The organism is Pseudomonas sp. Pc102 (assembly GCF_018408275.1).
Lineage (GTDB): Bacteria > Pseudomonadota > Gammaproteobacteria > Pseudomonadales > Pseudomonadaceae > Metapseudomonas > Metapseudomonas tohonis.
Genome location: NZ_AP021905.1, coordinates 3899210 through 3922490, shown reverse-complemented (window position 1 = coordinate 3922490; position 23281 = coordinate 3899210). Strand labels below are relative to the sequence as shown.

At 68.8% G+C, this 23281-nt stretch carries 31 protein-coding genes and 1 pseudogene; 13 read left to right on the top strand and 19 right to left on the bottom strand.

All coding sequences use genetic code 11. The annotated features are described in order from the left end of the window. Positions 1 to 92: 92 nt before the first annotated feature. The gene (locus PHLH3_RS17925; RefSeq protein ID WP_213625204.1) at positions 93 to 1538 is read right to left on the bottom strand and encodes a SulP family inorganic anion transporter; all 1446 of its coding nucleotides are present in this window, start codon (positions 1536 to 1538) and stop codon (positions 93 to 95) included. 411 nt (positions 1539 to 1949) lie between these two features. Next, a complete protein-coding gene (locus PHLH3_RS17920; protein ID WP_213625203.1) occupies positions 1950 to 2567 on the bottom strand; it encodes an NAD(P)H-dependent oxidoreductase in 618 nt (205 codons plus the stop codon). A 95-nt stretch (positions 2568 to 2662) separates the two neighbouring features. Here PHLH3_RS17920 and PHLH3_RS17915 point away from each other — a divergent pair, with 95 nt between their 5' ends. Further along, a complete protein-coding gene (locus PHLH3_RS17915) occupies positions 2663 to 3280 on the top strand; it encodes a TetR/AcrR family transcriptional regulator (RefSeq protein WP_213625202.1) in 618 nt (205 codons plus the stop codon). Positions 3281 to 3292: 12 nt separating this feature from the next. Here the strand turns inward: PHLH3_RS17915 and PHLH3_RS17910 are convergent, their stop codons facing one another. Next, a complete protein-coding gene (locus tag PHLH3_RS17910) occupies positions 3293 to 4699 on the bottom strand; it encodes an MFS transporter (RefSeq protein WP_213625201.1) in 1407 nt (468 codons plus the stop codon). A 128-nt stretch (positions 4700 to 4827) separates the two neighbouring features. Here PHLH3_RS17910 and PHLH3_RS17905 point away from each other — a divergent pair, with 128 nt between their 5' ends. Then, complete coding sequence (locus PHLH3_RS17905) at positions 4828 to 5718, top strand: LysR family transcriptional regulator (RefSeq protein ID WP_213625200.1); 891 nt, start codon at positions 4828 to 4830, stop codon at positions 5716 to 5718. Positions 5719 to 5725: 7 nt separating this feature from the next. Here the strand turns inward: PHLH3_RS17905 and PHLH3_RS17900 are convergent, their stop codons facing one another. The 3 genes from PHLH3_RS17900 to PHLH3_RS17890 all read right to left on the bottom strand — a co-directional run bounded on the left by PHLH3_RS17900 (position 5726) and on the right by PHLH3_RS17890 (position 6984). After that, positions 5726 to 6361: a hypothetical protein gene (locus tag PHLH3_RS17900; RefSeq protein ID WP_213625199.1), complete on the bottom strand. Its 636-nt coding sequence runs from the start codon at positions 6359 to 6361 to the stop codon at positions 5726 to 5728. 148 nt (positions 6362 to 6509) lie between these two features. Further along, entirely contained in the window at positions 6510 to 6722 is a 213-nt protein-coding gene (locus PHLH3_RS17895; protein WP_213625198.1) for a hypothetical protein, read from the bottom strand. 10 nt (positions 6723 to 6732) lie between these two features. Then, a complete protein-coding gene (locus PHLH3_RS17890) occupies positions 6733 to 6984 on the bottom strand; it encodes a hypothetical protein (RefSeq protein WP_213625197.1) in 252 nt (83 codons plus the stop codon). 193 nt (positions 6985 to 7177) lie between these two features. On the opposite strand from PHLH3_RS17890, the gene PHLH3_RS17885 reads away from it, so the two are divergent. From PHLH3_RS17885 to PHLH3_RS17870, 4 genes are all read left to right on the top strand, one after another. Continuing rightward, positions 7178 to 7366: a hypothetical protein gene (locus PHLH3_RS17885; RefSeq protein WP_173177329.1), complete on the top strand. Its 189-nt coding sequence runs from the start codon at positions 7178 to 7180 to the stop codon at positions 7364 to 7366. Between the two features lie 50 nt (positions 7367 to 7416). After that, positions 7417 to 7968, top strand: coding sequence for an ATP-dependent Clp protease proteolytic subunit (locus PHLH3_RS17880; RefSeq protein WP_213625196.1), 552 nt, complete (start codon positions 7417 to 7419; stop codon positions 7966 to 7968). 192 nt (positions 7969 to 8160) lie between these two features. Further along, positions 8161 to 8631, top strand: a complete 471-nt coding sequence (locus tag PHLH3_RS17875) for a hemerythrin domain-containing protein (protein WP_111262545.1) — start codon at positions 8161 to 8163, stop codon at positions 8629 to 8631. 160 nt (positions 8632 to 8791) lie between these two features. Continuing rightward, positions 8792 to 9958: a zinc-dependent alcohol dehydrogenase gene (locus PHLH3_RS17870; protein WP_213625195.1), complete on the top strand. Its 1167-nt coding sequence runs from the start codon at positions 8792 to 8794 to the stop codon at positions 9956 to 9958. A 147-nt stretch (positions 9959 to 10105) separates the two neighbouring features. Here the strand turns inward: PHLH3_RS17870 and PHLH3_RS17865 are convergent, their stop codons facing one another. Beyond that, positions 10106 to 10612, bottom strand: coding sequence for a DUF4142 domain-containing protein (locus PHLH3_RS17865; protein WP_213625194.1), 507 nt, complete (start codon positions 10610 to 10612; stop codon positions 10106 to 10108). 168 nt (positions 10613 to 10780) lie between these two features. Here PHLH3_RS17865 and PHLH3_RS17860 point away from each other — a divergent pair, with 168 nt between their 5' ends. After that, positions 10781 to 11089 (top strand): DUF2061 domain-containing protein, encoded by a 309-nt coding sequence (locus tag PHLH3_RS17860; protein WP_213625193.1) that lies wholly within the window; start codon positions 10781 to 10783, stop codon positions 11087 to 11089. Between the two features lie 29 nt (positions 11090 to 11118). Continuing rightward, complete coding sequence (locus PHLH3_RS17855) at positions 11119 to 11466, top strand: DUF2892 domain-containing protein (RefSeq protein ID WP_173177318.1); 348 nt, start codon at positions 11119 to 11121, stop codon at positions 11464 to 11466. A 1-nt stretch (position 11467) separates the two neighbouring features. Here the strand turns inward: PHLH3_RS17855 and PHLH3_RS17850 are convergent, their stop codons facing one another. From PHLH3_RS17850 to PHLH3_RS17825, 6 genes are all read right to left on the bottom strand, one after another. After that, entirely contained in the window at positions 11468 to 11929 is a 462-nt protein-coding gene (locus PHLH3_RS17850) for a DNA methylase (protein ID WP_213630608.1), read from the bottom strand. Positions 11930 to 11996: 67 nt separating this feature from the next. After that, complete coding sequence (locus PHLH3_RS17845) at positions 11997 to 12311, bottom strand: hypothetical protein (protein ID WP_213625192.1); 315 nt, start codon at positions 12309 to 12311, stop codon at positions 11997 to 11999. A gap of 114 nt (positions 12312 to 12425) precedes the next feature. Then, entirely contained in the window at positions 12426 to 12659 is a 234-nt protein-coding gene (locus tag PHLH3_RS17840; RefSeq protein ID WP_173177314.1) for a hypothetical protein, read from the bottom strand. Between the two features lie 93 nt (positions 12660 to 12752). Beyond that, complete coding sequence (locus tag PHLH3_RS17835) at positions 12753 to 12998, bottom strand: hypothetical protein (protein ID WP_213625191.1); 246 nt, start codon at positions 12996 to 12998, stop codon at positions 12753 to 12755. Further along, positions 12995 to 13255 carry a hypothetical protein gene (locus PHLH3_RS17830; protein WP_213625190.1) on the bottom strand — a complete coding sequence of 87 codons (261 nt, stop codon included), beginning with the start codon at positions 13253 to 13255 and terminating at the stop codon, positions 12995 to 12997. The genes PHLH3_RS17835 and PHLH3_RS17830 overlap by 4 nt, the downstream gene beginning before the upstream one ends. 320 nt (positions 13256 to 13575) lie before the next feature. Continuing rightward, positions 13576 to 14454: a manganese catalase family protein gene (locus PHLH3_RS17825; protein ID WP_213625189.1), complete on the bottom strand. Its 879-nt coding sequence runs from the start codon at positions 14452 to 14454 to the stop codon at positions 13576 to 13578. 247 nt (positions 14455 to 14701) lie between these two features. Between PHLH3_RS17825 and PHLH3_RS17820 the strand changes: the two genes are divergently transcribed. The 3 genes from PHLH3_RS17820 to PHLH3_RS17810 all read left to right on the top strand — a co-directional run bounded on the left by PHLH3_RS17820 (position 14702) and on the right by PHLH3_RS17810 (position 16520). Next, positions 14702 to 15211, top strand: coding sequence for a ferritin-like domain-containing protein (locus PHLH3_RS17820; protein WP_213625188.1), 510 nt, complete (start codon positions 14702 to 14704; stop codon positions 15209 to 15211). A gap of 26 nt (positions 15212 to 15237) precedes the next feature. Continuing rightward, positions 15238 to 15492: a DUF2061 domain-containing protein gene (locus PHLH3_RS17815; RefSeq protein ID WP_244862905.1), complete on the top strand. Its 255-nt coding sequence runs from the start codon at positions 15238 to 15240 to the stop codon at positions 15490 to 15492. A gap of 143 nt (positions 15493 to 15635) precedes the next feature. After that, positions 15636 to 16520, top strand: coding sequence for an MBL fold metallo-hydrolase (locus tag PHLH3_RS17810; protein WP_213625186.1), 885 nt, complete (start codon positions 15636 to 15638; stop codon positions 16518 to 16520). A 697-nt stretch (positions 16521 to 17217) separates the two neighbouring features. Here PHLH3_RS17810 and PHLH3_RS17805 read toward each other — a convergent pair. Both PHLH3_RS17805 and PHLH3_RS17800 read right to left on the bottom strand, forming a co-directional pair. After that, complete coding sequence (locus tag PHLH3_RS17805) at positions 17218 to 17439, bottom strand: hypothetical protein (protein ID WP_213625185.1); 222 nt, start codon at positions 17437 to 17439, stop codon at positions 17218 to 17220. An 85-nt stretch (positions 17440 to 17524) separates the two neighbouring features. Next, positions 17525 to 17821, bottom strand: coding sequence for a general stress protein (locus PHLH3_RS17800; protein WP_213625184.1), 297 nt, complete (start codon positions 17819 to 17821; stop codon positions 17525 to 17527). Positions 17822 to 18103: 282 nt separating this feature from the next. Here PHLH3_RS17800 and PHLH3_RS17795 point away from each other — a divergent pair. Next, positions 18104 to 18879 (top strand): annotated as a pseudogene (locus tag PHLH3_RS17795) (exodeoxyribonuclease III). Positions 18880 to 18900: 21 nt separating this feature from the next. On the opposite strand, the gene PHLH3_RS17790 reads toward PHLH3_RS17795, so the two are convergent. From PHLH3_RS17790 to PHLH3_RS17775, 4 genes are all read right to left on the bottom strand, one after another. Then, positions 18901 to 19089 (bottom strand): carbon storage regulator, encoded by a 189-nt coding sequence (locus PHLH3_RS17790; protein WP_213625183.1) that lies wholly within the window; start codon positions 19087 to 19089, stop codon positions 18901 to 18903. A gap of 289 nt (positions 19090 to 19378) precedes the next feature. Next, positions 19379 to 19525 carry a hypothetical protein gene (locus PHLH3_RS17785; protein WP_173177279.1) on the bottom strand — a complete coding sequence of 49 codons (147 nt, stop codon included), beginning with the start codon at positions 19523 to 19525 and terminating at the stop codon, positions 19379 to 19381. Positions 19526 to 19547: 22 nt separating this feature from the next. Further along, a complete protein-coding gene (locus PHLH3_RS17780) occupies positions 19548 to 20513 on the bottom strand; it encodes a class I SAM-dependent methyltransferase (RefSeq protein ID WP_244862904.1) in 966 nt (321 codons plus the stop codon). Between the two features lie 10 nt (positions 20514 to 20523). Next, positions 20524 to 21936, bottom strand: coding sequence for an iron-containing redox enzyme family protein (locus PHLH3_RS17775; protein WP_213625182.1), 1413 nt, complete (start codon positions 21934 to 21936; stop codon positions 20524 to 20526). A 195-nt stretch (positions 21937 to 22131) separates the two neighbouring features. On the opposite strand from PHLH3_RS17775, the gene PHLH3_RS17770 reads away from it, so the two are divergent. Continuing rightward, positions 22132 to 23262: a carboxylate-amine ligase gene (locus tag PHLH3_RS17770; RefSeq protein ID WP_213625181.1), complete on the top strand. Its 1131-nt coding sequence runs from the start codon at positions 22132 to 22134 to the stop codon at positions 23260 to 23262. Positions 23263 to 23281: the final 19 nt, after the last annotated feature.

Below are 23281 nucleotides of genomic sequence, written 5' to 3'. Positions count from 1 at the left end.
GGCACAGAAAAATGCCCGGCCATCGCATCAACGGTGGCCGGGCATTTTCATTTCGCTTTGGGTCACTTTCGCGAGCAGAGCTCGCGAAGGGTTCACCCGTGCTGCACACCCGCCCGCTTGAGCAGTTGCTTGCAGCGCTCGGAGAGGTGCACGACGCGCAGGTGCTTGCCGGCTTTGCCATAGCGCTCGCGCAGGGTCATCAGCGCGGCGATGGCCGAGTAATCGACGAAGCTCAGGTGGCGGCAGTCCAGGGTCACCTGGGCCGGGTCGCCCGCCGGGTCGAACTGATTGAGAAAGGGGGTGGTGGAGGCGAAGAACAGCGTGCCGTGAACCTGGTAGCGCTTGCTGCCGTCCGCCTCCAGGTGGCTGTCGGCGTAAAGCTCGCGGGCGTGCTGCCAGGCGAAGTTGATGGCGGCGATGACGATGCCCAGCATCACGGCGGCGGCCAGGTCGGTGAGCACGGTGATCACCGTCACCGCGATGATCACCAGCATGTCGTTGACCGGCACCTTGTGCAGCACCCGCAGCGAGGCCCAGGCGAAGGTCTGCTGCGACACCACGAACATCACGCCCACCAGCGCGGCCAGCGGGATGCGCTCGATCAGCGGCGAGAGGAACAGGACGAAGAGCAGGATCATGCCGCCGGCTACCACGCCGGAGAGCCGGCCACGGCCGCCCGAGCCGAGGTTGATCGCCGTCTGGCCGATCATCGCGCAGCCACCCATGCCGCCGAACAGGCCCGAGGCCATGTTGGCCGCGCCCAGTGCCACGCACTCGCGGTCCGGGTAGCCGCGGCTCTCGGTGATCTCGTCGGTGAGGTTGAGGGTCAGCAGGGTCTCCAGCAGGCCGACCATCGCCATCAGCAATGCATAGGGCGCGACGATGCGCAGCGTCTCCAGGCTCCACGGCACCCCGGGCAGCGAGAACGTCGGCAGGCCGCCGGCGATGTGCGCCATGTCGCCGAGGGTGCGCGTCGACAGGCCCGTGAAGTGGGCCAGCAGGCCGATGCCGAGGATCGCCGCCAGGGCCGGCGGTATGGCGCGGGTCAGGCGCGGCAGCAGGTAGACGATGACCATGGTCAGCGCCACCAGGCCGAGCATGGTCGCCAGCGGCTTGCCCGACAGCCACGCATCGCCCGTCTTGAAATGCTCCAGCTGGGCCAGCGCGATGACGATCGCCAGGCCATTGACGAAGCCGAGCATCACCGGGTGCGGCACCATGCGCACCAGCTTGCCCAGGCGCAGCAGCCCGAAGGCCATCATGATCACCCCGCCCAGCAGCACCGTGGCCAGCAGGTATTGCACGCCGTGCTGCACCACCAGCGCGACGATCACCACGGCCATGGAGCCGGCGGCCCCGGACACCATGCCCGGCCGGCCGCCGAACAGCGCCGTCAGCGTGCAGATGATGATCGCGCCATACAGGCCCATCAGCGGGTTGAGGTGCGCCACCAGGGCGAAGGCGATGCACTCGGGCACCAGGGCGAAGGACGTCGTCAGGCCGGCCAGGACGTCGGCGCGGATGCGGGCTGGTTTCATGGGCTACCGGGGGAGGGCGGGACAGGAGGAGGGCGGCGGATTCTACGGAAACTCACGCGCCCGGGCCAGTTGCCTCGGCCCGGGTCTCCACACCGCCGCCCATGCCGTGGGGAGCGAATCCATTCGCGATGGAACATCCGACGATTCGCAGCCAGGTGCCGGCGGCGAGTCCTTCGCGGCTGAAGCCGCTCCCACCGGAAGTGCGTGTCGGGCCTCGCTGCGCTCGGCGCCAACCTATGGCACCCCGCCCAACGCGGCCATGGTGCCCACCGGTGGGTAGGGGGGATGACGCTCTTTTCATCCACCAGCGGAGCCATATGGAAGCCCGGAGTTGGGGCAGTCCTGCGGCCTGCTGGGCGACTGAAGTCGCCCCTACAGGTCCCCCCGGCAGGTGGGGGCCGCCTTTGAGCCTCAGGCCTCCACGGGGCGCGCCGCCGGTGCCTGGGCGAACAGCGACTGGCCGAGGCGGCGTGCTGCCCGCAGGTACTCGGTCGGGTCGCGGCTTTCCGATTCCAGCAGCAGCTCGGAGCTGACCACCTGCGCTCCGCAATAATCGAAGATGCCGTGGTCGATCTGTGCCTTCATCGCCGCCCGGTAGCCGTGGCGTTCGAAGGTGCCGGCATCCGCACCGCCGATGCCCAGCAGATGCACCTTCAGGTGCTGCAGCTTCTTATCGAAGCGCTGGTCGAGGACGAAGTCGAAGGCCCAGCCGTTGCTGAACACGCGGTCGATCCAGCCCTTGAGCAAACCGGGCATCGACCACCAGTAGACGGGGTAGACCAGCACCAGGGCATCGGCGCCGTCGATGCGTGCCTGCTCGGCGAGCACATCCGCCGGCGGCGTCGCCTGGTGGCGGTGCACGGCGTGGTCGGCGGGGTTGAAGCGGGGGTCGAAACCCTCGCGGAACAGGTCGGCGATCTCGCTGCCGTTGCCGGCCGCGGATTCGGCCACGCCCCGTGCGACCTCGGCGGCGATGGCGTGGGTCAGGGATTCGGGGTCATGGTGGGCGACGACGATCAGGGCTTGCATGGCGGAACCTCCCGGGGCTCGATTGCGGGGTGGCTGAAAGCGCTTATATACTTTCAGTAAGTTACGATTGGTAAGTTACTTTTGGTAGGTTATTCATGTCAAGCGATGAGAAGGAACAGGATTCCACCGCGCAGCCGCGCCGCCGGCTGTCCCGCGAGGAGCGTCAGAAACAGCTGCTGGACGTGGCCTGGCGCCTGGTGCGGGAGGAGGGCAGCGATGCGCTGACCCTGGGTCGCCTGGCCGAACTGGCGGGCGTCACCAAGCCCGTGGTCTACGACCACTTCGGCACCCGGCAGGGGCTGCTGGCGGTGCTCTACCAGGATTACGACGCGCGCCAGACCGCAGTCATGGATGCCGCGCTGGACGTCGCCGAGCCGACGCTCGAGGGCATCGCCCGGGTCATCGCCTCGTCCTACGTCGCCTGTGTGCTGCAGCAGGGGCGCGAGATCCCCGGCGTCGCCGCCGCCCTGGCCGGCTCGCCGGAGCTGGAGCGGATCAAGCGCGAGTACGAGGTGATCTTCCTCGACAAGTGCCGCGCCGTGCTCACGCCCTTCATCGGCCAGGGCACCATCGGCGCCGCCGGGTTGCGCGCGATGCTCGGGGCGGCCGAGGCGCTGTCCCATGCCGCCGCGGCCGAGGAGATCACCCCAGCCCAGGCCGAGGACGAACTCTTCGCCACCCTCATCGGCCTGGTGCAGCGCAGCACGCGCTGACCGGGGCCGGGGTCAGCGCCGGCGCCCGGCCAGCGCGATCACCAGGGCGAGGAGGATCAACCCCAGGGCGACGAGGAAGGTGCCGCGCATGCCGGCGGCGATGGCCTCCGGCGCGGCGCGGCTGATGTCGTCGCTCGCCGTGGCGAAGGCGAACACCGCGCCCAGGGCCGCTGCACCGGTGACCAGCCCCAGGTTGCGCGACAGGTTGAGCAGGCCGGAGGCCACGCCGCGTTGCGTGGCCTCCACCCCGGCCATCACCGCCGTGTTGTTGGCCGCCTGGAACAGTGCATAGCCGGCGGTGAGGCCCGTCAGCGGCAGGATGTAGCCCAGCACGCCCAGGCTCAGCGGCATCAGCAGCAGGGCCGTGATTGCCAGCGCCATGCCCATCAACCCGACGCGCACCATGGACGCCGCGCCCAGGCGGTCTACCAGGCGCCCGGCGGGCACGCCCATCAGCGCCGTCACCAGCGGCCCGCAGGCCATGGCCAGCCCCACCCGGGCCGGCGTCAGTTGCAAGGCGCCAGCGAGGTAGAAGGGCCCGACCACCAGCGTCGCCATCAGCACCGTGGTCACCAGCGCCCCGGTGGCCAGCCCGGTGCGCAGCAGCGGGTCGCGGAACATCGCCAGGCGCAGCAGCGGTGAAGCGGTACGTTTCTCGAACTGGATGAACAGCGACCCGCCCAGGCACGCGGCCAGCAGCAGGCCGCCGTTGAGCGCGCCGAAATGCCCCCTGCCCAGGGTCATGGCCAGTGCATAGGCCGTCAGCGTCAGGGCCAGCAGCAGGGTGCCGGGGCTGTCGAAGTGAGCGGCAGCATCGGCGTTACGGGGCTGGCGCGGCAGATGGCGCCAGGCGAGGGCGAAGGCCAGCAGGCCCAGGGGCAGGTTGACCAGGAACAGCGCCCGCCAGCCGGGTCCGGCCAGCAGCAATCCGCCGAGTGACGGCCCCAGCGCGGTGCCGATGGCCGAGAGGGTGCCGAGCAGGCCCATGGCACTGCCGGTTTTCTCGCGCGGCACCGTTTCGCCGATCAGCGCCATCGCCAGGGTCATCATCGTGGCGGCGCCCAGGCCCTGCAGCACGCGGGCGCCGATCAGCCAACCGAGGGAAGGGGCCAGGCCGCACAAGGCCGAGGCGCCGCTGAACACCAGCAAGCCCGCCAGCAACAGGCGGCGGCGCCCCAGCAGGTCGCCCAGGCGGCCCGCGCCCACGCTCAGCGTGGTGATGGCCAGCAGGTAGGCGAGCACCACCCATTGCACGTCCTGGAAGCGGGCACCGAAGGCGTCGACAAGGGTCGGCAGGCCGACGTTGGCGATGCTGGTGCCGAGCGAGGCGAGCAGGGTGGCCAGGGCGAGGCTGGCCAGCGCCCATTTCGAGCCGGTGGTTCGTTCGGAGGGGGCGGATGTTGCCGTGGTGGAGTGCATGGCGCTCTTCCTGTAGTAGGTCGCCCGCAGTGTGTTCGCCTCGCTGATATGGCGGAAGGCGCAGCATTTGCACTTTATTCATGCATCGGGCGCCCTATCCCGGCGGCGGCGTGCTAGTTTTTCCGCCCATGACCCATCCCGATTTCAACCTGCTGATCACCCTGGACGTGCTGCTCGCCGAGGGCAGCGTCGCGCGTGCGGCCAAGCGCCTGCACCTCAGCCCCTCGGCCATGAGCCGGGCCCTGGCGCGGCTGCGGGAGACCCTGGGTGACCCGCTGCTGGTCCGCGCCGGCCGTGGCCTGGTGCCCACGCCCCGGGCGCTGGAGCTGCGCGAGCAGGTCAGCCAGCTGGTGCTCGGCGTCGAGAGCGTGCTGCGCCCCGTGGAGCACCTCGACCTGCAGCGCCTGGCGCGCACCTTCACCCTGCGGGTCGGCGACGGCTTCGTGGAGAATTTCGGCCCGGCGCTGATCGGGCGCATCGGCGAGGAGGCACCGGGCGTGCGCCTGCGCTTCGTGACCAAGACGGACAAGGACAGCGCGCCCCTGCGCGACGGCAGCGTCGACCTCGACACTGGCGTGGTGGGCGCCGATGCCGGCCCCGAGATCCGCACGCGAGCGCTGTTCCAGGATCGTTTCGTCGGCGTGGTGCGCGAGGGCCACCCGCTGACCCGAGGCGCTATCACTGCCGAGCGCTATGCCGGCGGACGCCATGTGCTGGTGTCGCGACGCGGCAAGGACCGTGGCCCGGTGGATGAGGCGCTAAAGGCCGCCGGCCTCGCGCGGGACATCGTCACCCTGGTGGGTGGCTTCTCGGCGGCCCTGGCGCTGGCCCGTGCGTCCGATCTCATCGCCACCGTGCCTGAGCGCCACAGCGGCAGCCTGCGGGCCGGGTTGTTCAGCTTCCCCTTGCCGCTGGACGTCGCGCCGATCCAGGTCTCGATGCTCTGGCACCCGAGGATGGACGCCGACCCGGCGCATCGCTGGTTGCGGGCCTGTGTGAGGGAGGTATGCGCGGCGTGAACGGGCCTCAGCGCAGCGGGTAGACCTGGCGGCTGCCGTCAGCGTTGTGCACCGTCAGCACCGGCGTGGCGCATTCGGCATGCCGCTGCGACGGGGCGTTGGCCGTGCGGCAGGCCTTGCCGCGGCTGTTGCGCAGCTTCTGCAGGGTGGCGCAGGCCATCACCTCGTTGAAGGCGCGGGCCAGGGGGCCGCTCCGGGGCCCAGGGATGCGCCGCCCGCTGAACTGCCGGGCGCTGTCCTCCAGGCCCTGCAGCACCACGGCGCAGAGCAGGCGCTCGACGTTGCCGGGGATGCGCCGCCGGTGCACCGGGTTGACCCCGAGCAGGTCCAGCAGGCGCTGCCTGCCCAGGGCGTCCAGCACCTGCGCCTCGCTGGCGACCAGCAGGCTGCCGGTCGAGCGCAGCAGCGCCTGGTAGGTGGCCAGCTGCTCATGCTGCGCAGCTTCGAGTTCCCTGAGGAGGGTGCGGGTGAAGGGCAGGTGCTGGCGCAGCCTGCGGCGCCGGCTCCACAGTTCGCGTTGCTGCTGCTCGTGCTGCTGCGTGGCCTTCCTGAGCGCCATGCGCATCGCCGCCAGCCGGTTCGCCCAGCTGCGCGAGGGGTCGTTGGCGATCGCCAGGAGTTGCCCAAGATATCCAGCTACCACGCTTCGGTTCTCCGCCCGTGCACATCCATCCCCGAGCCGGGCGCCATCCACCGCTCCGCTCCAGGCGCAAGACACCACGATCCACGCCCCCTGCTCAAGGAATTTATTGGCACCGCGTCAATTGTGGAGGGCGCCCGGGGGCTGCCGCTCAGGCCCGCTGGCCGATGTGCCGGCGCAAGGCGGCCTGGGCGATCAGTGCCTCGGCCTTGCCGGAGCCGCCCTTCAATGCCGAGGCGGCGATGCCCCGGGCGGCGGCGAGCAGTTGCTCGCGCTCCATCCCGGCTTCCTCGGCGGCCGCCAGGGTGGCCTCCAGGGCGATCCACAAGGCTTCCTGCAAGGCGGCGGTGCGCGCTGGATTCATGTGCCGGTCCTCAACTGCGGGTCACGATGTTGAGCGTGCGCCCATCCTTGTAGGTGATCACGCCCCCGACGCTGCGTCCGTTGGGCAGGGTGATGCGCAGCTCGTCGGCATCGCCCAGGTCGAGGTCGCAGGTGACGCTGAAGATGCCGGGGATGGTTTCGTCGAGCACCACGGCGGCGCTGCTGGCGGTCGGCATGCTCGACGAGCCCGTGTTGCCGGGGACGTAGACGAGGGTGGCCAGGCCTTCATAGTGCGTGTGCATGGTGGGGGTCCTCCGAGGGGTGATGCTGGAATGACTGCGGCCGATCCGGGGGAGTTCAGGCGACGGGATGATCGGTCCGGCCCGCCGTCGCCGGTCAACGGATTGGTGGAACAACCAGCGCCGGTCGCGGCTCCACCGAAGACGACGATCCACCGACGTCATCCACCGAAGCCCCCATCCACAGGAGCCGACCATGAGCGACCTACCCCGCAACACCGACAACCGCTGCGTCGAATCGAGCCCGACCGCCGACCGTGAACCGCCCACCCGCGAGCGCGAAGGCATACCCGCCGAGCTGCACCCGGACTGGCAGGCACCGCGCACCCCCTCCACCGAGGACCGGCCGGCCACCACCGACGCCCCGGACAGCCCGCCACGCTGAGCGCTCACGCGTGACCGACCCGTGACCACCGCCAGTAAAGGAGGGCAGCCATGGCCAGCCACATCGTGCATTTCACCGCGCCGATCAACTCCACCACCACCGGCCAGCTCATCGAGCGCTGCACCCAGGCCGTGCAGCAGGGGGCCGACGAGCTGGTGATCAAGATCGCCACCATGGGCGGCGAATGCAGCTACGGATTCTCCCTGTACAACTTCCTCATCTCGCTGCCCATCCCCGTTCGCACCCACAACCTGGGCACGGTGGAGTCCATGGGCAACATCATCTTCCTCGCCGGCGAGCGACGCAGCGCGTGCCAGCACAGCAAGTTCCTCTTCCACCCCTTCCACTGGAACCTCAACGGCTCGGTGGACCACGCGCGGATGTCGGAATACGCCATGAGCCTGGACTACGACCTGCACCTCTATGCGCGCATCGTCGCCGAGCGCACGCCCATGGCGGCCGAGCCGCTGGATATCCTCGACTACCTCAGGGCCGCGCCGCGCATCCTCGATGCCGAAGCCGCGCTGGCCACCGGGATGATCCACGAGATCGACTGCCTGGGCATGGCGGCGGACGCGGTGAGCTCGTCGATCCATTCCTGATTCGCGTCGTGCACGGGCCCGTCGGGTCGCACCCGGCCCATGACCGGCTGCACCGCACCTGCAGGGGCGACTTCGGTCGCCATGCAGCCCGCCCAGCCCCGAAAAGAGCTTGAACCGCTTCGTCGCACGCGCGTCAGTCATTAGGAGAGGCGCCGGCACGGACCGGCCTCCGCAACCGATGAGGACACGACCATGAATGCAATCGAACTGCTCAAGCAGGACCACGTCACCGTTAAAGCCCTTCTCGAACGCCTCGGCAGCACCACCGAGCGCGGGGTCAAGACCCGCACCGAGCTGCTGCAGAAGATCGAGATCGAGTTGCTGGTCCACACCACCATCGAAGAGCAGATCTTCTACCCCGCCTACAAGGCCGCCGGGGGCAAGGACGAGGCCGTGATGTCGGCCGAGGCCAAGGAGGAACACCGCACCGTGGACTCCCTGGTGCTGCCGGACCTCAAGCAGACCTCGCCGTCCTCCGTGGAATTCGCCGGCCGCGCCAAGGTGCTCAAGGAGCTGCTGGAACACCACATCGAGGAAGAGGAGAAGGAGATGTTTCCCCAGGCCGCCAAGCTGCTGGGCAAGCAGAAACTCGCCGAACTGGGCGCGGAGATGGAGGCCCTGAAGAAGTCCATGAAGCAGGACCTGCAAGGCAAGGCCGCCTGACCCGGGGCCGGGCCCGGACCTGCTCCGGGCCCGGCTGCGCGCGCCATGCCAGCGCAGCGGCCCCGCCTTCCCGCCCCTGCACCGTTCGTCCCGAAACCCTGAACACCCCACCCATTCCCCTTTCGGACCTATGAATGCCCACACGCTTCGGAGGTCCACCATGCGCGCTCTCACCTACCACGGCAGCCACGACGTTCGCGTCGACAACGTCCCCGACCCCATCATCCAGGAGCCGGACGACATCATCCTGCGGGTCACCGCCACCGCCATCTGCGGCTCGGACCTGCACCTCTATCGCGGCAAGATCCCCCAGGTGAAACACGGCGACGTGTTCGGCCACGAATTCATGGGCGTGGTGGAGGAGGTGGGCCCGGCGGTCACGGCCGTGAGCCGGGGCGACCGGGTGATCGTGCCCTTCGTCATCGCCTGCGGCAGCTGCTTCTTCTGCGAGATGAACCTGCACGCCGCCTGCGAGACCACCAACCCGGGGCGTGGCGCCATCCTCAACAAGAAGCAGATTCCTTCCGGGGCTGCGCTGTTCGGCTACAGCCACCTCTACGGTGGCCTCCCCGGTGGCCAGGCGGAACGGGTGCGGGTGCCCAAGGCGAACACCGGCCCCTTCCGCATCCCCGATGCCCTGAACGACGAGCAGGTGCTGTTCCTCACCGACATCCTGCCCACCGGCTACCAGGCGGTGATCAATGCGAGCGTGGGGCAGGGCAGCCGTGTGGCCATCTACGGCGCCGGCCCGGTGGGGCTGATGGCGGCCGCGTGCGCGCGCATGCTCGGCGCCGAGCAGATCTTCATGGTCGACCAGCACGCCTATCGGCTGGCCTACGCGCAGCGCACCTACGGGGTGATCCCGATCAACTTCGACGAGATCGACGACCCGGCCGAGGCCATCATCGAACAGACGCCCGGCCACCGCGGCGTGGACGCCGCCATCGACGCCGTGGGCTTCGAAGCCAAGGGCAGCACCACCGAAACCATCCTCACCGCCCTCAAGCTCGAAGCCAGCAGCGGCGTCGCCCTGCGCCAGTGCATCGCCGCCGTGCGGCGCGGTGGCACCGTCAGCGTGCCGGGCGTGTACGCCGGCTTCATCCATGGCTTCCTCTTCGGCGATGCCTTCGACAAGGGGCTGACCTTCAAGATGGGGCAGACCCACGTCCACCCGCTGCTCCCCGACCTGCTCGAACACATCCAGAAGGGCGACCTGAATCCCGAGATCATCATCAGCCACCGTCTCAACCTGGCGGATGCAGCCGAGGGCTATCGCCTGTTCGACAAGGCCGAGGACGACTGCCGCAAGGTGATCCTGCGCCCGTAGACGCGAGCGCATCAGGTGCTGGATCGGGCTCCGGGGGTGGACAGGTGAAGCGTCGTCCACCCTTTGCCCGGTCCCGTTGCGCGCGTGCCCCGTCATCCCCGCGAACGCGGGGACCCACTAAAGACAAGCGTGGAGCAGGCCATCGCCTCAGGGCTTCTTGTGCGTGGCGGCGAGGTCGCGCGCCATCTGCAGGTGGTGCTCCAGCTTGGGCAGGGTCTTGCTGGCGAAGGCGGCGATCTCCTTGTCATCGGAGGCGGCGGCTTCCTTGAACAGCTCCACGGTCTTCTCGTGGGCCACCACCTGGTTGTTGGCGTAGGCCTCGTCGAAGTCCTCGCCGTCACGCAGCTTCAGGATCAGGGCCTTGGCCTTGTTCATCAGCTCGGCTTCGGTCGCCACTTCCAGTTTCTTCTCGCGGGCGATCACCGCCAGTTCGCGGTTCGCCGCGCTGTGGTCGTCGATCATCTGCTGGGCGAAGGTCTTGACGCCGGGCGTGGTGGATTTCTCCAGCGCCAGCTTGCCGCTTTCGATCTCGGCGATGCCGCCCGCGCTGGCTTCGTCGACGAAGTCATCGGCATCGACCGTGTCGGCGGCGAGGAGCGGGGTGCTGAGGGTGGCGCAGAGCAGGGCGGGAAGAGCGAGGCGGTTGAGTCTCATGGCGATCTCCAGGGGTTGAGGGTTACAGGGTTGTAGAAGCGGCGATCCGGCGGAAAGTTGCACTTTTTGGATGAGCGCCACGCGGCCTGCCACCCGACCGATTTCCTGAACCTCTCCGGGGCCTTCGCCCTTCCAAACCATGGCGACACCCGCAAGCAGGAGACCACCATGGCGATACGCAACCAACGCACGACGCACTCGGCCCGCAGCCGGCCGCTGCCGCCCCCTGGCAACCAGCCGCTGGCCAAGACCCTGAGCTTCGCCGTGCTGCACTTCGCCATCGCCTTCACCGTGGCCTACCTGCTGACCGGCAGCGTGCTGACCGGCGGGCTCATCGCCCTCATCGAGCCGGCATGCAACACCGTGGCCTTCTATTTCCACGAGCGGGTCTGGCAACGCTTCGGCGTGCGCGCGACGTCGCAGAAGGGCCACGGCCACGGCAACCTTTCCAGAGACCTGCGGCGCGCCTCGCGCTGACGCCGCGCCACCATCAGGAGACCCACCCCATGCACCTTCAGACCCATAACGTCCACGGCGTCGAACGCGCCCTCTCGGTCGCCGCCGGCGTTCTTTCCATCGCCTCGGGCGTCTACCGGGGCGGCGCCCCGGGCGTGATCAAGGCGCTCGGTGGCGCCGCCTTGCTGTTGCGCGGCGTCAGCGGCCATTGCAGCGTCAAGGGCCTGGTGATAGACCCGGAGACCGAGCTCGAATACCTGCGCCAGCGCGTGGCGGCCCTGCGTGCGGCGTTGCCGCGCATCGAGGATCACCCGCTGCGCAGCCAGCGCGAGCTGGAGGCCAAGGTGGACAACGCCGTGGAAGAGACCTTCCCCGCGAGCGACCCGATCTCGCCCTGAGTCAGCCCGCGTCGCCGGCCCCGCCGAACAGCGCAGGGCCGGCTTCGCGCATGAATATCTCGACGGTCTTCGGGCCGATTCCCTCGAACGCCAGCAACCGCTGCTCGAACTCGCCCTGGTCGGCACTGCGCTCCAGCAGGGCGCGGACCCGGCCGCCGTATTCGTCGTCGAGCCTGCCGCACAGCGTGCGCAGGCGCTCGGCCGTGGAGCGGTCGTAACGCACGTAGCGCGCCTGCCCGAGCATGCGCACCAGCTCGGCGTGGCTGCTGCCCCCGAGCGTGCGCGGCGTATCGCGCCCGTTCGCCTCGACTATCACCCGGTAGGCGCGCTCGGCGACGGACTGCTGGATGGGCTTGCCGAACAGGAAGGCGGCGATCAGCCATTTGAACAGCGCGCCTTCCTCGCCCCGGGCGAGCCCCTGGTCCAGGCCGAGCTGGCGGGCGGTGATGGTTTTTACGGCCAGGGGACACCTCGCTGGAGCCGATCGACGGGCAGGCCGGAGGCGCGGCGGCACCTCCGGCACGGGGGCGCTATGACGCGGGTTCTTCCGGCTGTTCCTGCTCGGTGCGGGGCTTCTGGCGGAAGTAGGGTCTGGGGCGCGAGAAGGTGAGGGGTTGCGGGCCCGGGCGGTCATCCCGGATCAGGCTGATGTCGCGGATCTCCAGGCCGCAGGCAGTGAGCCAGGCCACGGCGGACAGGTTGCCGAGCGGCCTCGGCGGTGCGTCGCCATAGGCATGCTCCACCACGCAGCGTGCGGCCGTCTTGTGGTTGGGCAGGTGGTTCGAACGAACGGTGACGGACTTCTCCTGACCTTCAGCATCGAGATAGCTGATGAGCCAATCCATATCTCCTCCTGATTGCTGATATCCAACGTGCAGAAACCCATGGAAGGGGGCGGACTGCGCTATAGAGCGGACGATCAGGAGAATGTTGCAGAAAAAAAACGGCTGTCCCGACGATCAGGATCTGGGCTCGGCCGCCTTGGCGAAATCGTGCTCGATGCTGGCGGTGATGCGCTGGATGATGTGGCCGTACTCCTCGCCCTCCACCAGCTCGCACAGCTGCATGGCCGCCGCCATGCCGATGGCCACTGAGTAGGAGATCTGGCGAGCCGGGAAGGGGCCGCCGCGCTGGGATTCGAGGGTGGCCTGGATCGCGTCGTTGAGGCGGGCCTTCATCTCGTCCTTGGTCATGTCGCTCTCCGCTGGCTGGGAAATCCAAGCATAGACGTCACCGGGCCAGCGGTCGGGCAGCCCGACGGCGCGTGCATGGCTCCCCGCCCTGGCTCAACGGCGTGGCGGCTGATACAGCTGCACGTCTTCCAGGGTGATGCCACGGGCACCGAGCCAGGACTCCACATTGTCCCGCGAGGTGGAGGGGCAGGGCTGGTCGGGGAACTCGAGGTGGTAGATGGAGAAGGCCACGGCCTTGAGGTTGGGCACGTTGCGCGCGCGCATCAGCATCTGCCGTACTTCGCCCTCCATGCGGTAGGTGACGAGCCAGCGTCTCGCGGGTTGGTCCCAGGTGGTCATCCGTGTCGGCTCGCCGGTGCGTCGCGGCGCGCCAGCAGGGCGGTGAACTCGCCCTCCAGGGTCAGGCACAGCCGCTGGATGGAACGTTCGCTGTGCAGCTGGCCGTCCGGCATGGCATCCAGGGTGAGGGTGTCGTGCGTGTCGCGGTGGGTGAAGAGCAGGGTGGTCGTGCCGTGATCGTACTGTTTCGCCTGGCAGCTGCAGGCAGGCATGTGCTTGACGAACAGCCGTTCGATCTCCCTGTGGTTCAACGCCATTCAGGCGATTCCTTTTTTCAGGCTTGCATACGGCTACTGTAGCCGCCGTGAAACACCGGTAAATGGTGGCTAACGGCCCCGTCATGCCTGTACGTAAGCGGCGTTGCGGCGAGCCTGTACAAGAAGTCGGATCGGCGAAAAAGGAAAGCCGGACAAGGGGCAACCCTGTACAGCCCCTGTATCGAATGTCGGTTGATATGAGGCTGATATCGACAGGAAGCCTGCGGGAGCGCCCGCCAATGGCGCGTAGCGTTTTATCGACGAATGGTCCCTGGCAGGCGGCCTGCGCGCCCATCGCTGGACGCACAGGCTGCAGGGCCTCAAGGCTTCTGGTAGGCACCCGAGCCGAGGTCGGCCCCGGTGAGCGGGTCGGCGGCCGGGTCGGACGCGGTGCGCAGCTTCATCTGTTCGACCACCTCCCGCTTGGCCTTCGGCAGGTTCACCTCGGGCAGGCCGCTGCCCCCGTCCACCGCCGGTTGCGGGTCGTCGACGAACGCCCACTGGTCGCCCTGGTTCCACGAGCCACGCATGTCGCCTTCGCCCTGGGAAAGGTTGAAGTAGACGCTGGTGAACTCCGGGATCCCCGGCAGCTTGCCCTGCGGGAAGTTCGGCTGGATGGCATGCAGGGCCTTCTCGAACGACTTCTGGTGCGCCAGCTCGCGGGTCATGAGGAAGCCCAGCGCCTCCTTGATGCCCGGATCGTCGGTGACGTTGATCAACCGCTCGTAGATGATCTTCGCCCGTGCCTCCGCCGCGATGTTGGAGCGGAAATCAGCGGTCGGCTCGCCGATGGAGTCGACGTAGGCGGCCGTCCAGGGCACGCCGGCGGAGTTGGTCAGTGCCGGCCCGCCACCGTAGAGCAGCGAGGTGATGTGGGAGTCGTTGCCACCTTCGGTCAGCGAGCGGTAGAGCGCGGCTTCCTCCTCGATGGCCTCGGCGAGGTCACCCTTGGCGCCCTTGTTCAGCATGGCGACGATCGAACCGATGATCTCAAGGTGGCTCAGCTCCTCCGTCGCGATGTCCAGCAACAGGTCCTTGCGGCCTGGATCGTCCTCATTGAGGCCCTGGGTGAAGTAGCGCATCGCCGCGGCGAGTTCGCCCTGCGGGCCGCCGAACTGCTCGAGCAGCAGGTTGGCGAGCCCCGGGTTCGGCGCCCCCACACGCACGGTGTATTGCAGTCGTTTGTTGTGCACGAACATCACGTATTCCTCCACGGTTGAGCCGGTTCCCTCGGCGTTCTGGAAGGCGTTCCTCGCCCCTTCAGAGGTGATCCGCCGGGTGCATCGAGGGTTCATTGAAAATTCCAAATGGTTATCAAGCGAAGCGTCAGCCGTTTCGTATGGAATAACCGCTTCGCTTGTTTTCCTCGCAAAAAACCTTGAACCGTGGCCGTTCGCCGGGCTTCCCAATGCATATCCCGTCCATCGATCCACCCGGAGAGACGACATGACCGACAAGACCGAGAACCTGCTGAGCTGGCTGCGTGACGCCCATGCGATGGAGCAACAGGCGGAGCAGATGCTGACCGCACAGAAAGGCCGCCTGGAGAACTACCCCAAGCTGCGGACCCGGATCGAGAAACACATCGAGGAAACCCAGGGCCAGAAGACCCTGCTGGAAGAGGCGCTGCAGCGCCTGGGCTCCGAACCCTCCACGCTCAAGGACATCGGCGGCAAGCTGATGGCGTTCGGGCAGGCGGTGGGCGGCATGGCCGTGAGCGACGAGGTGATCAAGGGCGCCATGGCCGGCTACGTGTTCGAGAACCTGGAGATCGCCACCTACACCGTGCTCATCGCGGCGGCCAAGGCGGTCGGCGATACCGAGACGCAGAAGACCTGCGAGAAGATCCTGCCGCAGGAAGTGGCGATGGCCGAGTGGCTGAAGGAGCACCTGCCCGAACTGACCCAGGCCTTCCTCGACCGCTCCGAAACCCCGGGTGTCGAGGCCAAGCGGTGAGGCCGGCACCGGGCGGGTGCTGTGGAGTGCCCGCCAACCAGCCCCTGGTGAAGACCCTGACCTTCGCGGTGCTGCACTTCTCCATCGCCTTCACGGTGGCCTACCTGCTGACCGGAAGCCTGCTGACCGGCGGGCTCATCGCCCTGATCGAGCCGGCCTGCAACACCGTGGCCTTCTACTTCCACGAGCGCCTGTGGAGCCGACGCGGCGCCCAGCCGGCCCGGGGTTACGGCCACGGCAGCCTGATGCGCGCCGTCGAAAGCCCCAGGCGGCGGGAATAGCCATGGGCCGGATGGTGTTTTGCCAGGCCTGGAGGATCACCGGGCGGCCTCGGGTGCTCATCTGCCCGACCGCTATCGAGTCGGGCTGAGGGGCGCGCGGCCTGATCCTGGTGGCCTGCCACCCCCACTCCAAGGAGCCCACCATGCTCGTCCATCACCTCAGCTGCGGCTGCATGTGCCCTTTCGGGGGCGCCCTGTTCGACGGTTTCAGCAAAGGCGCCACGGCGTGCCTGGTCTGCCACTGCCTGCTGATCGAGACCGCCAGGGAGGGCCTCGTGCTGGTGGACACCGGCTTCGGCCGGCGCGACCTGTCGCGCTCCGCCAGTCGCATCAGCCCGTTTTTCCGCACGCTGAACAACATCCGGTTCGACGAACGCCTGAGCGCCCTGACGCAGATCGAGCAGCTCGGCTACCGCGCCGAGGATGTGCGTCACATCGTGCTCACCCACCTCGATTTCGACCATGCCGGCGGCCTGGGTGATTTCCCCGAAGCCACGGTGCACCTGCCGGCCGAGGAAAAGGCCCATGCCGAGGCACCCGGGGGCGGCTTCATCAATCGCCGCCGCTACATCGACCGCCACTGGCAGGGCGTCCGCCACTGGCAGCCCTACGCGGCGCAGGGCGAAAGCTGGAAGGGCTTCGCGGCGGTCAAGGCACTGATCGGTTGCGAGGCGGAGGACATCTACCTGGTGCCGCTGCGCGGCCATACGCTGGGCCACGCCGGGGTCGCGGTCGCCGTCCCCGGTGGCTGGTTGCTACACGCCGGTGACGCCTATTTCTACCGTGGCGAGATCGGTTACTCGCAGCGCCATTGCACCCCCGGGCTGCGCGTCTACCAGTGGATGATGGAAGCGGACGCCCACGCGCGCGCCGCCAACCAGCAGCGTCTGCGCCAGGCGGCGCTGACTCAGCCCGACCTGCGCATCTTCTGCAGCCATGACGCCCAGGAATTCGCCCGCCTCAGCGGGCGCTCCGTGCTGGCCGACGGCACCGTCATCGGGAACGCAGCTGCCATGGGGAATCCGTAGGAGCGAATTCATTCGCGATGGGGCGTCTGGTCACTCGTGACCTTGTGCTTGCGGCGGATCTTTCGCGGCTGAAGCCGCTCCCACAGGGCCCGGGGAGAGGGCGTGTAGCGCTGCGTTGGGCCTCGCTGCGCTCGGCGCCAACCGACGGGTGACGGTGCACGCGGAACTCCCATCCAGCACCATCACCCCCGCGAACGCGGGGGCCCACTGAACGCAGCGGCTATTGGGTGCCCGTGGGAGCGAATTCACTCGCGATGGGGTATCAGGCCACTCGTAGCCTTGTGCTTGCGGCGGATGTTTCACGGCTGAAGCCGCTCCCACAGGGCCCGGGGAGAGGGCGTGCAGCGCCGTGTTGGGCCTCGCTGCGCTCGGCGCCAACCTACGGTGACGGTGCGCGGAAATCCCATCCAGCCCCGTCACCCCCGCGAACGTGGGGGCCCACTGAACGCAGCGGCTATTGGCAATCCGTGGGAGCGAATTCATTCGCGATGGGGTATCAGGCCACTCGTAGCCTTGTGCTTGCGGCGGATGTTTCGCGGCTGAAGCCGCTCCCACAGGGCCCGAGGAGAGGGCGTGCAGCGCTGTGTTGGGCCTCGCTGCGCTTGGCGCCAACCTACGGGGTGACGGTGGATGCACAACCTCCAACCCGACCCGTCACCCCCGCGAACGCGGGGGGCCACTGAACACACGCGGGCGTTCAGGGCTGCTGGTAATGGCCGGGCGTGGTGCCCGCTTCGTGCTCACGGGTGATCTTGCTGACCTGCACGTCGCTGATATCGACGGGGTCGCAATCCCCGTGCCGCGCCAGCAGGTACTCGCGGGCGGATTCCACGCTCATGCGCGTATCGCTGGAGCGCACCTCGTGGTGCATCGGCTCGTTCCGGAGCAGGTAGCTGATGAGGAAAAGGGGGGCGCTCATGGCGTGCCTCCAGGGTCGGCGCGTGTCGGGCGGGTTCGCATCGGAGCGGGGCCCGCCGGTTGGCGGGCCCCCGTTGCGGCCTGGGTCAGCTACGACCGCCTTGGCTGTTCTGCCCACCCTTGCGTCCGGCCTCGGAGGCCTTCTCGGGGTCGTTGGCAAAATTGCCGCCGCTGTTCTGGCCGCCCTTGCGGCCGGCTTCGGAGGCTTTCTCGCGGTCATTGGCGAAGTTGCCGCCGCTGTTCTGCCCACCCTTGTGCCCGGCTTCGGCTGCGCGTTCCGGGTCGTTGGCGATATTGCCCCCACTATTCTGGCCACCCTTGCGGCCGGCTTCGGAAGCTTTCTCGCGATCGTTGGCGAAGTTGCCGGGGTTGTCGTTGCTCATGGTCGTTCTCCTTCCTGTTCGGGGCCGGAATGGCCCCGCTGAATTGAGAAGGCGGGCGTGCGGGAATCGTTCGACCTGATTGGCGCTTCGCTAAGCGATTGAAAGATAAACGGTATTTTTTGGTATGACGCCGATATCAAGACCCTGGACGCTCGTTGCACAAGAAGCGAACTCGGCCCGTGGCTCGGCTTCGCGCCGTGCATCGGACCTGAACATCCCGGGGCGCTTGCGCCTCTACATGAATGATGGCGGCACCCCCGCATTCAGCCCGGAGGCCCGATCATGCTGCGCATCGCCACCTTCAACATCAACGGCATCCGCTCCCGCCTGCCCGCGCTGCTGGCCTGGTTGCAACGGGAGGCGCCCGACATCGTCTGCCTGCAGGAGCTCAAGGCCGTCGACCGCAATTTCCCCGTCGAAGCGCTCGCCGAGGCCGGCTATGGCGCGATCTGGAAAGGCCAGCCCTCCTGGAACGGCGTCGCCATCCTGGCCAGGGGCATGACGCCCCTGGAGATCCGCCGTGAGCTCCCCGGGGACCCGGCCGACAGCCAGAGCCGTTACCTGGAGGCGGCGGTCCGGGGGTGGTGGTCGCCTGCCTCTACCTGCCCAACGGCAACCCGCAGCCGGGGCCGAAGTTCGACTACAAGCTGGCCTGGTTCGAACGCCTGATCCGCCACGCCCGGGGCCTGCTCGACAGCGGGCACCCGGTCGTGCTCGCGGGCGATTTCAATGTGGTCCCCACCGACGCCGACATCTACAACCCGCGCTCGTGGCGCAAGGACGCCCTGCTGCAGCCGGAGAGCCGCGCCTGTTTCCAGCGCCTGCTCGACCAGGGCTGGACGGACGCCCTGAAACGCCTCTACCCGGAAGGCAGCCCCTTCACCTTCTGGGACTACTTCCGCCAGCACTGGCAGCGGGACTCGGGGTTGCGCATCGACCACCTGCTGCTCAGCCCCGCCCTGGTCGAGCGCCTGGAAGGCGGCGGCGTGGACCGCTGGGTGCGCGGCGAGGAGCACGCCAGCGACCATGCGCCGGCGTGGATCAGCCTCGCCGACTGACTGGCGGGAGGCCGGCTGCGCTCAGGTGGCCTCCTCGCCAGGCCGCTGGCCGGCCTGGATGCGCCGGTAGATCTCCTCGCGATGCACCGGCACCTCGCGCGGGGCGGAGATCGCCAGCTTCACCGAGAAGCCGCGGATCTCGGTGACGGTGATCACCACATCGCTGCCGATGTGGAATTTCTGGTCCTGCTCGCACGTGATGATGCGCATCTGGCAGTCCTCTCGGGGGTTCGGCGGACCGGTGAAGGGCTGGCGCTCGTTCATCCCCGGGCACCCGGGCCGAAGGCCGGCGCCGCCCGCTCGGGCAGCGCGGTGGGCGAGCCCGCGTGTTCCCCGGAGGCGGGGAGGGGGCGATGGGTGGCGGCGCAGGGCCGTCGCTCCGGCGTCGGTTCCCCGTATCCGTGGGCGGGTTGGGTCGGCAAGGGCATCGGCATCGTCTGGGCTCCATGGTCGGGCAGGGGCGTCCCGGGGGGCGCCGGCTTTCAGGTGGCCTTCGTCTTCACTCGGGGTCGCCCGAGCCGTCGTCGCCCTGGATGTCCGGGTCGTCCGGCTGCACCTCGGGCTCGTCCTCGGGTAGCCGCTCCACGGCGGAACCCGGGTCTTCGTTGCCGGGGTCGTTGATCAGGTCGTCGTCATCGTCGTGCATGGTGGAATCCTCTCGTCAGGGTTCAGTCGTGGGCTGGGCGCGTCGCCTCCAGCACCACGGCGGCGATGCGGTCGGCGCGGGCGTAGGCCGGGTTGTCCAGTTCCTCGCCGAACACGTCCGGGTCCATCTCCCGGTAGCGCCAGGTCCAGGCGTGGCCATCGAGCAGCGGCTGGAAGGCATCGCGGAAGGGGTCGGCACCGCCGAACATCGCCACGCCGGTGTAGAGCAGCAGGGAGCCGCCGGGGGCGAGGCGTTGCAGTGCGGCCTCGATGATCGCCAGGGACAGGCCGGCGCCGTGCTCGCCGCCGCCGTGGCGGTAGGCGCGGCCGGCCGGGTCGAGCATGTAGGGCGGGTTGGCGATGATCAGGTCGAGCGGCCCCTCCACCTGGTGCAGCAGGTTGCTGTGGCGTGCGACCAGGTTGTCCGCGCCGGCGAGCCGTGCGTTGACGGCGGTGAAGGCCAGCGCGCGGTCGTTGATGTCCAGGGCCAGTACCTGGGCCCGCGGCCTGGCGAGGGCCGCGAGCACGGCGCCCGGGCCGGCGCCGCAGCCGATGTCGGCGATGCGCCGCAGCGGGCGTGCGTCGCGGGCCAGGTGCTGGTGCAGCGCCTGGGCGAAGCGGTAGGTGTCGGGGCCGAAGAACACCGCATCGGCGTTCACGGTGGGGTAGCGCGAATGCACGAAGAGCTGGCCGTCGAGGCTGGACCAGCGGATGCGGCTCGACCACAGCTCGCCTCGTGCTTCGACTGCGCAGGCTTCGCGCAGCAGGGCGAACACCTCCTCGCCGACCACCTCCTGGCGGAAGGGGCGGCTCCAGCCGAAGACGTCCTCAAGAGTGCGTGCCTCGGCGTTGCCCGGCCGCGCGTTGACCCGCTGGTGGGAGAGCGGGGTGAGGGTGGTGAAGTGATAGCCGCGATCGGCCAGCAGGTGGCCCAGGCGCAGCAGCGGGTGGTCGGCCGCGATGTCGAGGTGATCCAGGGGGGCAGGCACGGCGTGCTCCTCAGCGGGTCATGGCGGAGAACAGGCGGGTGGCCAGCAGCCCGGCCGGGGTCCAATGGCTGGCCGGGCCCAGCAGTTCGATCAGCCGCGCTTCGTGGCGGGCGTCGTCGAGTTGCTGCAGCTCGTCCAGCAGATGGCGCTGTTCCGAGTTCTCCAGGGGTTGCAGCGAGGGTCGCTGGTGCTCCTGGCTGGGCATGTGCGGCTGCCGGTGGCGGCTGCGGAACACGCCGTTGCGCGACAGCGGCGCGGTACCGGGGCGCTCCCAGGTGCCGGCGATCCAGTCGTGCAGCAATTGCTGCTCGTAGGCGGAGAACACGCCGAACATCGCGGCACGCTCGCCCTGCACCAGTTGCCAGAAGCGGCTTTCGGCCGGGTCCTGGTGGCGGCGTATCCAGCCGCGACGTTGCAGGGCGGCGAGGAAGCCGGCGATGCCCTCGTCGGCGGCCAGCCATTGGTTCACCGTGCGCCCTTCGATGCGGCAATAGTCGGAGTGCACCTGCCCGGCGACCCCGCGCTTGCGTTCGAACATCTCCAGCAGCTCGCGCTCCAGGTCGAAGTCGGCGATCACCGCGCGGGAGCCCTTGCCCAGCTCGTTGAGGCGATAACCGAGGGTGACGCGGCGATAGAAGTCCTCGGCATCGGTTATCAGCGGGAGGTTGTCCAGCACCGCCTGCACGGCCTTGTGCGCATGGCCCGTGGCGCTGTTGTCGATGGTGACGTGGAGCTGGAAGTAATAGGGATCGATGTCCAGCTCGTCGAGTTCGAAGGCGCTGATCAACAGGTGCAGCGGCAGCTGTTCGTAGCCGAGGTTGTAGCCGATCACCTCCGGCAGGAACTCCTCCGCCAGCGCCCCGAGCGCCAGCTGGGTGGTGCCCTGCAGGTAGTGTTCGTCGTCCAGCCCGGCGAGGTCGTCGCAGCCCTGGCTGGCCAGCAGGCGGCGGTACAGCAGCACGTGGTTCTGCGCGGCGACGCCATCGCCCAGCTCTTCGAGGAAGGTACGCACCAGCGGCGTGAAGCGGGTGTCGCGCCAGTGGCGCAGGGTGCCGTGGAGCCAGGCACCGTCCACCAGCTTGGTGGGGGCGACGCCGCGAAGGAAATACAGCGCGTGGGAGCGGTCGCCGAAGTAGCGGCGGCCCGCGCCATGGCGGCGCTCCTCCAGGTAGGTGGCGTACAGGTGGGTGACCTCGGCCGCGTTGCGGCGTGACCAGGCCGAAAGGTCCTCGGGCGAGGCCGGCAGGTCGCAGGGCAGGGCGGCCGCCTGGCGCAGTTGCTCCTGCAGGAAGGCACGGGCCTCGTCCAGGCTCTGCGCCGGCCGCTGCAGCAACTCCTGGTACAGGTGCTGGGCGGGGCCGAGCGGGGCCATCGGCAGGGGCACATCGGCCTGCGTGGTATCGACGGGGCTGAGGACGGACATCGGCAGTATCTCCAGGACGGGCATGACTTCGCGAAGCGGGCGCATCGCTGCTCTCGTGCGGGCGCTTGCGCACCTCTTGGTTGTGAGGGGCGTGCGGCGGAAAAGATTCCGACTTAATTCGCCTGGCGAAACGACTGGAACCGGGCGGGCGCTGTGGGCGTCCTCATGGGGTGCATAGCTGACGGAGAAGGCTCGATGACTGACGGTCCGCCCAATGGTTTCGGGATAGAAGAGGAGTATTTCGTCGTCGACCTGGAGACGCGCGAGCTGGCCCGGGGCCCGTTGCAGCCCTATGTCGAGGCCTGCCGGCAGGCGCTCGGCGCGCAACTGGCCACGGAAATGTTCACCACCCAGATCGAGATCGCCACGCCGGTGCTGCACGGCCTGGAGGAGGCGCGCGGCTGCCTGGCCCGGGCACGCGCCACCCTCGATGCGCTGGGCCGCCCCCATGGGCTGGGCATCCTCGCGGTCGGCACCCATCCGCTGGGTGGCTGGCGCCAGCAGCAGGGCAGCGCCTCGCCCCGCTACCAGGAGTTGTTCGAGGACTACCAACTGGTGGCCAGGCGCAGCCTGCTGTCGGGGCTGCACGTGCACGTGGGCATCGCCGAGGGGCTGGACCGCATCCGCGTGATGAACCGCGTGACGCCCTGGCTGCCGTTGCTGCTGGTGCTCGGCGCCTCCTCGCCGTTCTGGGAGGGGCGTCCCTCCGGGCTGCTCAGCTACCGCCAGGCGGCCTGCGGGGAATGGCCGCGCATGGGCATTCCCGAGCATTTCGAGGACGAGGCCGCCTACGCCGCCTACCGGCGGCTGCTGCGGGAGGCCGGGCTGGTTCGCGATGAGGCCGACGTCTGGTGGACGCTGCGGCCCTCGGCCCGCTACCCGACCCTGGAACTGCGCATCGCCGATGCCTGCCCGAGGCTCGATGACGTGCTGTGCATCGCCGGCCTGTTCCGCGCCATGGTGGCCTTCGCCTCCAGCGGCGAGGAACCGGCCTGGGTGCGCGACCCGCTCACCCGGCTGATCACCCGCGAGAACCATTGGCAGGCCATGCGCCATGGCCGTCACGGCCGCTTCCTCGATCCACTCACCCGTGCCGCGACCGGCCTGCGTGAATGGCTGGAACGGGTGCTCGGGCTCATCGGCCCCGAGGCGCAGGCGGCCGGTGATGGCGCGGCGCTGGAGCGGGCACGCTGGCTGGCGGAGGCGGGCAGTGGGGCGGAGTTCCAGCTCGGCTTCCAGGCGCGGCGATGCGCCGAGGGGCGGGGCGAGCGCGAGGCGCTGGTGGACCTGGTGGATGAGTTGCTGCAACAGACGAGGGCGGGCTGAATGCGGCCCGGGCTCCGCC